The sequence below is a fragment of the Nocardia sp. NPDC050378 genome (genome assembly GCF_040655675.1).
Taxonomy (GTDB): Bacteria; Actinomycetota; Actinomycetes; order Mycobacteriales; family Mycobacteriaceae; genus Nocardia; species Nocardia coubleae.
Genome location: NZ_JBFAKI010000014.1, coordinates 128,086 through 138,479, shown reverse-complemented (window position 1 = coordinate 138,479; position 10,394 = coordinate 128,086). Strand labels below are relative to the sequence as shown.

At 67.9% G+C, this 10,394-nt stretch carries 11 protein-coding genes; 9 read left to right on the top strand and 2 right to left on the bottom strand.

Annotation, left to right across the window (positions count from 1 at the left end; genetic code table 11):
- The 4 genes from AB0I35_RS25490 to AB0I35_RS25475 all read left to right on the top strand — a co-directional run.
- The coding region (locus AB0I35_RS25490) for a hypothetical protein (RefSeq protein ID WP_357398811.1) at positions 1-201 on the top strand (201 nt) is incomplete at its 5' end.
- Positions 202-333: 132 nt separating this feature from the next.
- On the top strand, positions 334-543 hold the full coding sequence (locus AB0I35_RS25485) for a hypothetical protein (RefSeq protein ID WP_067485211.1): 210 nt from the start codon (positions 334-336) through the stop codon (positions 541-543).
- Between the two features lie 41 nt (positions 544-584).
- A complete protein-coding gene (locus AB0I35_RS25480; RefSeq protein ID WP_357398809.1) occupies positions 585-1,349 on the top strand; it encodes an aspartate/glutamate racemase family protein in 765 nt (254 codons plus the stop codon).
- A 14-nt stretch (positions 1,350-1,363) separates the two neighbouring features.
- Positions 1,364-2,104 carry a DNA alkylation repair protein gene (locus AB0I35_RS25475; RefSeq protein WP_357398808.1) on the top strand — a complete coding sequence of 247 codons (741 nt, stop codon included), beginning with the start codon at positions 1,364-1,366 and terminating at the stop codon, positions 2,102-2,104.
- Here the strand turns inward: AB0I35_RS25475 and AB0I35_RS25470 are convergent.
- Both AB0I35_RS25470 and mftR2 read right to left on the bottom strand, forming a co-directional pair.
- Positions 2,101-3,156: a ferredoxin--NADP reductase gene (locus AB0I35_RS25470; RefSeq protein ID WP_357398807.1), complete on the bottom strand. Its 1,056-nt coding sequence runs from the start codon at positions 3,154-3,156 to the stop codon at positions 2,101-2,103. The genes AB0I35_RS25475 and AB0I35_RS25470 overlap by 4 nt on opposite strands.
- Before the next feature lie 37 nt (positions 3,157-3,193).
- Positions 3,194-3,832 (bottom strand): mycofactocin system transcriptional regulator MftR2, encoded by a 639-nt coding sequence (gene mftR2, locus AB0I35_RS25465; protein ID WP_067485219.1) that lies wholly within the window; start codon positions 3,830-3,832, stop codon positions 3,194-3,196.
- 136 nt (positions 3,833-3,968) lie between these two features.
- Between mftR2 and mftA the strand changes: the two genes are divergently transcribed.
- The 5 genes from mftA (at position 3,969) to AB0I35_RS25440 (ending at position 9,999) form a co-directional block, all read left to right on the top strand.
- Complete coding sequence (mftA, locus tag AB0I35_RS25460; RefSeq protein ID WP_357398806.1) at positions 3,969-4,100, top strand: mycofactocin precursor MftA; 132 nt, start codon at positions 3,969-3,971, stop codon at positions 4,098-4,100.
- A 2-nt stretch (positions 4,101-4,102) separates the two neighbouring features.
- Positions 4,103-5,593: a mycofactocin radical SAM maturase gene (gene mftC, locus AB0I35_RS25455; protein ID WP_357398818.1), complete on the top strand. Its 1,491-nt coding sequence runs from the start codon at positions 4,103-4,105 to the stop codon at positions 5,591-5,593.
- Between the two features lie 142 nt (positions 5,594-5,735).
- Entirely contained in the window at positions 5,736-7,133 is a 1,398-nt protein-coding gene (gene mftF / locus AB0I35_RS25450) for a mycofactocin biosynthesis glycosyltransferase MftF (protein WP_357398804.1), read from the top strand.
- A gap of 10 nt (positions 7,134-7,143) precedes the next feature.
- Positions 7,144-8,523, top strand: coding sequence for a mycofactocin system GMC family oxidoreductase MftG (mftG, locus tag AB0I35_RS25445; RefSeq protein WP_357398802.1), 1,380 nt, complete (start codon positions 7,144-7,146; stop codon positions 8,521-8,523).
- A gap of 105 nt (positions 8,524-8,628) precedes the next feature.
- The gene (locus tag AB0I35_RS25440) at positions 8,629-9,999 is read left to right on the top strand and encodes a GAF domain-containing protein (RefSeq protein ID WP_357398801.1); all 1,371 of its coding nucleotides are present in this window, start codon (positions 8,629-8,631) and stop codon (positions 9,997-9,999) included.
- Positions 10,000-10,394: the final 395 nt, after the last annotated feature.

The window sequence follows — 10,394 nt, the reverse complement described above, 5'->3', positions numbered from 1 at the left end:
CGATTCACGTTGCACCTGAGTGCGGTGTTCGGCATGGCCGTGGGCGCTGTCTCGCGCTTCGCGCATGCGCTTCGAGCGCTGTTCGCGCGGCCGGGCCGCTGCGCCGCTACGCGGCGGACCCTCCTCGAGGTCGGGTCGTGCGGGGTTGGGAATGCTGTCATGGCGGACTTGGGTGGTGCCGTGTGGCTGGGAGTGCGGTAGGTGGCGGACTCGAGTGAGTGCGTGGGTTCGTGGTGTGGCGGGCTGCCGGTGGGGGCACGGATCACTGGTGGTGCCGCCTAGCGCAGGCAAATGACTCGGCTTCCAGCACGCGAATCGGATTACTCTGGCGCCGTGGGGATTTCTGAGTACGCACCGGGCGACGTGGTCGTCTTTTCACACGGTCCGTTCGGCGGTATCTGTGCTGTCGTCCAGTCCGTCGACACGCGGCGGTCGACGCTCGGGCTGGAGTTCGCCGTGGGCACCACGCACCGTGAGGGCGGGGTACTGCGGGAGGACCGGCATCGGCTGACCGTCGGGTTCGACGAGGTCGAGTTGCTGTAGGCGGGACGGGAGGCTTCTCGGGCCTGTAATACGGTGGACCCGTGATCGTCGCGCTTATCGATTCGGGTCTCGGCTTGTTGCCGACGGCCGCGTGGCTGCGCAAACTGCGACCCGATGTGGATCTGCTGCTGCTGCTCGATCCCGAGGGCGCGCCGTGGGGGCCCAAGCCGGAACAGTGGGTGGTCGAGCGGGTGCTGGCGACGGCGCGGCAGGCGCTGGCGCTGGGGGCCGAGGTGATCGTGCTGCCGTGCAATACGGCGAGTGTGACGGCGTTGGCTCAGGTGCGCGCCGAGGTGGGGGAGTCGGTGCCGGTGATCGGCACGGTTCCGGCGATCAAACCCGCTGCGGCGCAGTGCCGTTCGGTGGCGGTGTGGGCGACGGCGGCGACGACGGCCAGCCGTTATCAGGCCGACCTCATCGCCCGCTTCGGTGGCGATGCGAAGGTTGTCGGGGTGGCCTGCCACGGCCTGGCCGACGCCATCGACCGAGGTGACGTGCCCGCGATCAACGCCTCGATCGCCGATGCCGCGGCCCGCACACCCGCCGATGTGGAGGGCGTCGTGCTCGGCTGCACCCACTATCCGCTGGTCGTCGACGCCATCGTCGCCGCATTGCCGGACGGTGTGCGCCTGTTCGACAGTGCCCAGGCCGTCGCCGCCCAGACCGTCCGCAAGATGGACGAGCTCGGCAGGCCGAGCACCGGCACCGGAACCGTCCTGGTCCGCACCAGCGGCGAACCGGGGGAATTGCCCACCAGCGCGGCGACTTTCGAGTCCGGGCGGCTGCTGGGAGCCGTCGGTCTCTGACCCAGGAGGTGCGTGTGTCCGAGCTACCGACCGCCGAGCAGGTTCGTGCCGCACTCGCCGAACACGCCGACCCGGCCGACGCGCGACACCTGCGACGCTTCTTCAAGACCGGACCCGGCGAGTACGGCGACGGTGACGTGTTCCTCGGCGTCCGCGTGCCTGTCAGCCGGAGGGTCGCCAAAGGGTTCACCACGCTACCGCTCGACCAGGTCGACGAACTCCTCGACAGCCCGGTACACGAGGAACGACTGGTCGCCCTGTTCATCCTCGACGCGAAGTTCGCCATCGCGTCGAAACCACGCACCCGTGACGACAAGGCGCGCGAGGAGATAGTCGACCGCTACCTGGCCGCCGTGTGCCGGGGCCGGGTGAACAACTGGGACCTGGTCGACTCGTCGGCCGAATACATCCTCGGCGCCTGGCTGCTCGACAAAGACCGCACCCTGCTTGTCGAACTGGCACACCAGGATTCGCTCTGGGAGCGCAGAGTCGCGCTGCTGTCGACCTTCGCCTTCCTCCGCGCGGGCGACGCGAGCACCACCCTGGCCCTGGCCGAGGAGCTCCTCGACGATCACCGCGACCTGATCCAGAAGGCCCTCGGGTGGATGCTGCGCGAGGTCGGCAAGAAGGTCGACCTCGCGCTACTCACCGGCTTCCTCGACGCCAACGCACGCGAAATGGGCCGCACCGCATTGAGTTACGCGACCGAACACCTGGACAAGGAACAACGCGCCGCGTATCGCGCGATGCGCTAGAACTGGATTTTCAGGTGGTCGGTCACCGGCCGGGCCTGGCAACCGAGAATGTAGCCGTTCTCGATGTCCTCGGGGTCGAGGATCTCCGAATTCTCCATCTCCACTTTGCCCTCCAGCACCGTGCAGGCACAGGACCCGCATTCGCCTTCCTGGCAGGAGTACGGCACGTCGAGGCCTTTGTCGAGCATGATGTCGACCAGCGTCTGCTTGCGCGGCCAGCTCAGCTCGTGCACCTGCCCGTCGAGCTCCACCTCGACGGTCGCGGCGTCGGCGGCCTCCTCCTCGGACACCTCGGCGGGCGCGTGGTCGGCGAACGGGTCACCGGCCAGCGAGTTGAAGATCTCGGCGTGGGTGCGGTTGCGCGGCACGTCGAGCGAGGCGAGCGCGGTGTGCACGAGGTCCATGAACGGTTTCGGCCCGCACATGAACGCCTCGTAGGCGGTGTAGGGGCTCACCAGGCGGGCGAGCATGTCGGCGGTCGGCAGGCCGAGCAGCGGTTCGAGCCAGTGGATGACACTGAGCCGCTGCGGGAACTTGCCGACCAGTTCGCGCAGCTCGTCGGCGAAGATCACCGAGCCGGCGTCGCGGTTGGCGTAGACAAGCACGATCTTGCCGCTGCCCTGGGCGAGCGCCGACTTCAGGATGGAGATGACCGGGGTGATGCCGCTGCCCGCCGCGAACAGCAGCAGATCGGTGTCGAGGTCGCGGGGGGTGAACACGCCGGAGGGCGGGAGTACTTCCAGCTCGTCACCGGCGCTGATGTTGTCGCACAGCCAGTTCGAGCCGTAGCCGCCCTCGGTGCGTTTCACGGTCACCTTGGGCAGGTCGTCGGTGAACGGCGAACTCGCCAGCGAATAGCAGCGGGCCACCGAACCGGTGAGCTCACTGGGGATGCGCAGGGTGAGGAACTGCCCTGGCTGGTAGGCGAACCGTTCACGCAGCTCGTCGGGCACCTCGAAGACCACGGAGCGGGTGTCGGTCGTTTCGGCGATGACCGCGGCGACCCGCAGTACCACCGAGCGCGAGCCGTGCGGAACCTCGACTGTGGTCATGTCGTCCTCTCGAACAAAACTAGAACGTGTTTCAGTTTCATGCTAAGTCCGGACGCGCCTGCAGGGCAAGCTGCGCCTCGAGCCCGGCCACGAGCACCTCCATCCCGAAGTCGTAGGAGTACTTGCCGCGCAGGTCGGACATGTACTTCGTGGCACGGGCCACCGCTTCGGGCAGCAGCACGTCCGCGGGGGCGGAGCGGTCGCGCGGATTCACCCTGCTGCGGCCGAACAGGTAGGTGTGAATGGTCGCGTAGGCGGCCAGCACGTTGCGATCGGAGAATCCCGCGTCGAACAGGATCTCCATCACCGCTTCGATCAGGTCGAGCTGCTTGCCGAGCATCTGCTCGAGCAGGATGTCGCCCAGGCCGGGATGCCTGCGCAGTTTATCGTCTATCTGATCGATCAGATCGCGCAGGCGTACCTGCCACGGGCCGGACTCGCGCGGCGGCTTGCGCACGCCGACCAGCGCCGCGCTGGCGACGAGGTCGAGGAGTTCGCGCTTGTCGGCGACGTAGTAGTAGGGCGCCATCGGCGACACCCCGAGCTCACGCGAGAGCCTGCGCATGGACAGCTTCTCCACGCCGTCCTCGCGTACTACGCGCAGCGCCGCCTCGACGATCTCCGCTTCCGAGAGTGTCGAATTCGCGCCGCTGCCGACCCCACCGTGGTTACGCAAGCCTCTGCCTCACCTCTACTGCCGCTGGGCTCTCGGGCCCCTTCCGTCCTGCTCCCGGCAGTCTAGATGTCGTGGCCCGTCCAGTGAGTTTTTCCGAATCCCGCCTTTATGGCAGTGACTGACGTTAAAGTCACGAGTGACCGTCAACACCTGGGAGGTAGTCATGGCCGAGAACCCGGCACCCGTGAGCGAGGACACCGGCGAGGACCTGATCGCCGAAACGCTGATCGAAGAGGTCAGCATCGACGGCATGTGCGGCGTGTACTGACCATGGCGGCAGGCGTGCTCGATCTCGATGCCCGATGGGCGCTGCATCCCCGGGTCTCCTTGCGTCCGGAGTCCTTCGGTGCGCTGCTGTACCACTTCGGCACCCGCAAGCTCTCGTTCCTCAAGAGCCGCGAGCTGGTCGACGTGGTCCGGTCGCTGCCCGCACATCATTCCGTGCGGGAAGCGCTGCACGCCAAGGGCTTCAGTGCTTCGACGGCATATGTCGAGGCACTCGACCAGCTGGCCCGCACCGACATGATCGTGCCCGCGCCGGGCCCGGTCACGCCGGTGGAACCGAGCCCGCCTGCCCCGGTCGGCGCCCCGCAGGGCGGACGGCTGATCGACCGTTTCGAGTCCGGTCTCGCCGCGCCGATCTGCCTCACCTGGGAACTGACGTACGCGTGCAACCTGTCGTGCGTGCACTGCCTGTCGTCCTCGGGTCGCCGCGACCCGAACGAGCTGAGCACCGAGCAGTGCAAGGCGCTGATCGACGAGTTCGAGCGCATGCAGATCTTCTACGTCAACATCGGCGGCGGTGAACCGACCGTGCGCCCGGACTTCTGGGAGCTGGTCGACTACGCCACGGCCCACCACGTGGGGGTCAAGTTCTCCACCAACGGGGTACGCATCAACCAGCAGGTCGCTGCCAGGCTGGCCGCCAGTGACTACGTCGACGTGCAGATCTCCCTCGACGGCGCCACCGCCGAGGTCAACGACGCCGTGCGTGGCCCCGGCTCCTACGACACCGCCATCAGGGCGTTGTCGAACCTGGCCGACGCGGGCTTCCGCGACGCCAAGCTCTCGGTGGTCGCGACCCGCCACAACATCGCCCAGCTCGACGAATTCAAAGCCATCGCCGACCGCTATGGCGCCACCCTTCGCCTGACCCGGCTGCGCCCGTCGGGCCGTGGCGCCGACGTGTGGGACGAGCTGCACCCGCTGCCCGAACAGCAGCGCGAGCTCTACGACTGGCTCGTGCGCAACGGCGAGGGCGTGCTCACCGGGGACTCCTTCTTCCACCTGTCGGCCTTCGGTTCGGCCCTGCCCGGCCTGAACATGTGCGGTGCGGGCCGGGTGGTCTGCCTGGTCGACCCGGTCGGTGACGTCTACGCCTGCCCGTTCGCCATCCACGACCGGTTCAAGGCCGGAAACATCCTCACCGACGGCGGTTTCGACGGTGTGTGGACCAACGCCGAACTGTTCGCCGAACTGCGCGAGCCGGTCGACGGCGGGGCGTGCACCAAGTGCAGCCACTACGACGCCTGCCGTGGCGGGTGCATGGCCGCCAAGTTCTTCACCGGTCTGCCCGCCAACGGACCCGACCCGGAGTGTGTGCAGGGGTACGGGGAGGCGGCGTTGTCGGCACCGGGCCGCGTCGTTCCGCGCCCGGCTGTGGACCATTCGCGGCCGGTGCGTGCGCGCACCCGGGTGTCGCTGCCGCTGACCGTGCGTCAGCCACCGGCCAAGGCGTGCAACGAGAGTCCGCTCGGGTAGTCGCGTCGCGGTTGCCAGCGGTGCGCTGCCGATCTTGCTCGACACGTCAACTAAGCGGTCGGAGCGGCATTTCGAGCGGAGTTTCTTCCTTTTTTCTGGGGTGATGATGTTTGGCGGGCCAAGTGCGAATAGCATGCGAGGAATGCGCCATGATCGTCTGCCCGACGGCTTCGGGGTACGGATCGATCCACGGGTACGCGCATTTTCCGGGGGTCGGATCCTGATCGGCGGATCGCCCGCACGGATGCTGCGCCTGGCACCCGAGGCCGCCGAATTGATCGGCGACGGGTACCTCGAGGTCACCGATACCAAGTCCGCGATCGTCGCCCGCAGACTCCTCGACTCCGGGGTCGCCAACCCGCGACCCCGGCTGCTGCCCTCACCCGACGACGTCACGGTCGTCGTCCCGCTCTACAACAACGCCGACGGACTCGTACGGCTGCTCGGTTCGCTGCGCGGACACAATGTGATCGTCGTCGACGACGGTTCCGACGAACCGGTGCGCATCCCGCCCCGGCCGGGGCGCGGTCAGGTGACGGTGCTGCGCCACGAGCGCCCACTCGGCCCGGCCGCCGCCCGCAATGCCGGGTTACGGGCCGCGTCAACGGGTTTCGTCGCGTTCCTCGACTCCGATGTGGTGCCGCGCAGCGGCTGGCTCGAGGTGATGCTCGGGCATTTCAGCGATCCGCAGGTGGCGCTGGTCGCCCCGCGCATCGTCGCCTTGGATTCGGAGTCCAACGCGCTGGCCCGCTACGAACACACCCGCTCCTCGCTGGACCTGGGCAGGCGCGAGGCCGCGGTGCACGCACGCGGCATCGTGTCGTACGTGCCGAGCGCTGCGCTGCTCGCCCGGCGCGCGGCACTGCTCGGTGAGGGCGGGTTCGACGAATCCATGCAGGTGGCCGAGGATGTCGACCTGTGCTGGCGGCTCGAGCGGGCAGGCTGGCGACTGCGCTACGAGCCGGCCGCCCACGTCGCCCACGATCATCGGGTCGAGTTCCGGGCCTGGTTCACGCGAAAGCTGTTCTACGGCACGGGCGCCGCGCCGCTGGGCAAGCGGCACGGGGAGATGGTCTCGCCACTGAGCGTGCCGAAGTGGACGGTGCTCGCCGCGATCCTGTTCGCCACCCTGTCGAGATGGGGGCTGCTCGGCGGGCTGGTCACCCTGGCGACGGCGCTGGTCCGGATGCGTCGGGTGTTCGCCGAACTCGACAATCCCACCCGCATCGCCGCGGTGTATCTGGCTCGCGGATTCTTCGCCGGGCTCTGGCGACTGGCCTCGGCGATGTGTCGTGACTACTGGCCGGTGACGCTGCTGGCGGTGCTCGCGTCGAAGCGGATCAGGAAGATCGCGGTCACCATGGCGCTGGCCGACGGGCTGGCCGATTGGTTCACCCATCGCGATTCCGGTGGCCTCGATCCGCTGCGCTATGTGGCCTACAAGCGGCTCGACGATGTCGCGTACGGCACCGGGCTGTGGCTCGGCGTCATCCGGGCACGCAGCTTCGAGGCGCTCAAGCCGCACGTTCCGCCGAACTGAGCTGTCCGCGTTGCCGAACACGCTGGTGGTCGGGGCCGGTTCGGCGGGGTGTGTGCTCGCGGCTCGGCTCAGTGACGACCCGGCCCACACGGTGCTGGTGCTCGAGGCGGGACGGGTGTGGCCCGCAACGGCCGACATTCCCGCCGAACTGCTCGACCCCGGCCACCTCCCGGTCGGACCGGAGTCGGCCGTGCTCTGGCGCTACGCGGGAAACCTGGTGCGTGGCAAGCTGATCGGCGGTTCCGGGGCGATCAACGGCAGCTATTTCATCCGGCCGCCCGCCGCGGGATTCATGGACTGGAACAGCGAGCGATGGACCTTCGACACGCTGCTGCCGTTCTTCCGGGGCCTGGAGAACGACCTGGATCACGGCACGGACCCCGGCCACGGCGCCGACGGTCCGATCCCGGTTGTCCGGACCACCGACCCCACTCCGTTCAGCGCCGAATTCGCGCAACGATGCGCGGCAGCCGGATTGCGCGAGGTCGCCGACCTCAACGCGCTCGACGCACCGGACGGCTTCGGGCGGGTACCGCTCGCGATCTCGGGAAACCGGCGTGCCGGACCGGGCATCACCCATCTCTATCCGGTGCTCGACCGGCCCAACCTCACTGTCGTCGGGGAGACGACAGTGACGCGCCTGGTCATGAACGGCAGCCGGGCCGTCGGTGTGGAATGGGTGCGCGGCCACGAACACGGACGCACCGACGCCGACCGGATCGTGCTCTGCGCGGGCGCCGTGGAATCGGCCGCGTTGCTGCTGCGCTCGGGCATCGGACCCGAGCGGCAACTTCGCGCACTCGGCATTCCGGTGGTCCGGCCCGCCCCCGTCGGGGCGTGGTGCACCGACCACCCCGAGATCGGCGTCGAGTTCCCCGGCCCCGAACCGGCGGCCTCGACCGTCGCCCTCGAATACGTGCTCGAACACGACGACCTCGAATTCCGCCCGTACACACCGGTGTTCACACCCGGTCTGCGCAGGCTCGGGGTGGCGCACATGCGGCCGACCGGCGCCGCCGAACTGACGTTGCGTTCGGCCGACCCCACCGTGCCCGCCCACATCGATCAGAGCGGGCTGCTCACCGCGGCGGACCGGGCAAACCTGCGCGCGGGTGTCGAGCTGGCGTGTGAACTGTTCGACCTGAGGTTCGGCCCCGTCGACGACCACTGGCTACGTGCCAATAGTGGGACGTCCCAGCATCTGTCGGGGACCTGCCGGATGGGTCCGGCGAACGATGAGCAATCGGTCGTCGACGAGCTCGGTCGCGTGCACGGAATCGAAGGATTGAGTATTGCCGACCTTTCGGTCGTCCCGGTGCCGCTGACGCGTGGTCCGCAGGCCACGGTAGTGACGCTCGCCGCAGCCATAGCGGCGTGCTACACGGTGTGACGGAGTGACATCCGCTAGCACAATGTGACCTGCGGGACAAACCCGCACTTCTGGCGTTTGGCCCGATAACTGCCCGGTACAGTTTGTAGCGGGAAAGAAAGGCAAATGGTCAGCAATCTTGCAGGTGGGCGGCCCCCACGGCAGGCGACGGAGGCGGGCGCGCAGCTCGGTGCTCTGGAAGCCTATGCCGCACAGGCCCATGGTTTTCTCAGTGCCGGTGGTGAACAGCTGACCCAGCTGGCCGGTCTGTTGCGTCCGCTCGTTCTCGAGTCCTGGTTACGCAGCGTACGCGGTGGGATCGATCCCACCGATATGGTCGACGGTCGCGGTCTGCGCGGCGCCGACCTGGTGCGGTATCGCGATGCCCACCCTATCGCCGCCCTCATGCCGTTGATCGACAAACTGCTGGTCCAGGACGCGGCGCGGGCGGGACTCATCGTCACCGTCGCCGACCAGTTCGGGCGAGTGCTCTGCGTGCACGGTCATCCCGACCAGGTCGCCGCCGCCGCCGAGATCGGCCTGCGCGAAGGCGACGACCTCAGTGAACGGCGCATCGGCACCAATGCCGTTGGCCTCGTCGTGCGCACCGGCCGGGCCACCTGGATCCACGGGCCCGAGCACTTCCTGCATCGCATGCACCAGATCACCGGGGCAGCGGCACCCGTGCACGAGCCGGATGGCAGGCTCGTCGGGGTGCTGATGATTGCCGGCGGGATGCGGGTCGCCAAGCCGGAAATCCTCGCCCTGGTCAAGGCCGCCGCCACCGCCGCGGAGATGGATCTGGTGCTGCGAGCCATGCGGGCGGGCCGAGGCGAAACCACCTCGGTACGCGGAAGCGACCCGGCGGCCGAGGCCGAACCGGCCAGGTTGGCGCTCGACGTGCTAGGACTCGGGCAACCGCACTTGAGTGTGGCGGGGGAGCGGGTACCGCTGTCACAACGTCATGCCGAGATCCTGCTGTTGCTCACCGAGCATCCCGAGGGTCTCGGTTCGGATCATCTCGCGCTGCTGCTCGACGACACCGATCTGGACAACGGCACGATCCGCGCCGCCATGTCGCGGTTGCGCGCGGTGGTCGGCGCGACGGTGGTCGCCTCGCGCCCATACCGCTTGCAGGTGCATGTCGCAACCGATGTGGAGGCGTTGCGGGCCGCGCTGGATTCCGGTGATATCGAATCCGCATTACGTTTGTACGCCGGACCGGTGTTGCCGCGTTCCTCGGCGCCGGGCATCTGCGACCTCCGCGACGAGTTGCGGGTGCGGTTGCGTACCGCGGTGCTCGCCTCGGCCGACCCGGCCGTACTGCGCCGGTGGACCGCGTGTCAGGAAGGGCGTGACGATGCCGCAGCCTGGGCCGCCTATCGGGCTACCGTCGATCGCGATTCACCCCTGTATGCGCAGATCGAAGCCAAGATCCGGGTGCTCGATCGGCGACTCGGTGCCGATGCAACGCAGATGCAACGTTTCGGCTCCTAGTCTCCCGTTCTGAAAGTGTGCTAGCTCACATATCTGTGGCCGATGTGTTGGAGCGCACACTCATGGCCCGGTCGTGCCCACCTTCTGAAACCGACTGGACGCCCGTCTGATTTTTTTATCGGAATAAGTTCCTTTTTATTAACTGACCGCCTAGTGTCGGCACTGCATGGACAGGCTCCGTGTGATGTAGGCGACATTGGAGGAACGATCAACAGCTAGACCAACCGCGGCCGACGATCTGTCCGCCGCCGCAGGCGGTCCGAGGAGGATCGCCGCTCTCGTCCACATGATCTGTCGGGGATCTGCGCGGATGCGGCGTTGTGCCCATCGCGCTCTTGGCCGGACCTATTCGGCGACCACGAGGTACCTCAGGTGTCTTCGTGCTGCCCGAAAAC

What these genes read in the sequence shown, in the direction of transcription:
- AB0I35_RS25440 (WP_357398801.1), top strand. Translation starts at nt 8,629, where the DNA reads ATGGTCAGCAATCTTGCAGGTGGGCGGCCCCCACGGCAGGCGACGGAG.
- AB0I35_RS25470 (WP_357398807.1), bottom strand. Translation starts at nt 3,156, where the DNA reads ATGACCACAGTCGAGGTTCCGCACGGCTCGCGCTCGGTGGTACTGCGG.
- mftF (WP_357398804.1), top strand. Translation starts at nt 5,736, where the DNA reads ATGCGCCATGATCGTCTGCCCGACGGCTTCGGGGTACGGATCGATCCA.
- mftC (WP_357398818.1), top strand. Translation starts at nt 4,103, where the DNA reads ATGGCGGCAGGCGTGCTCGATCTCGATGCCCGATGGGCGCTGCATCCC.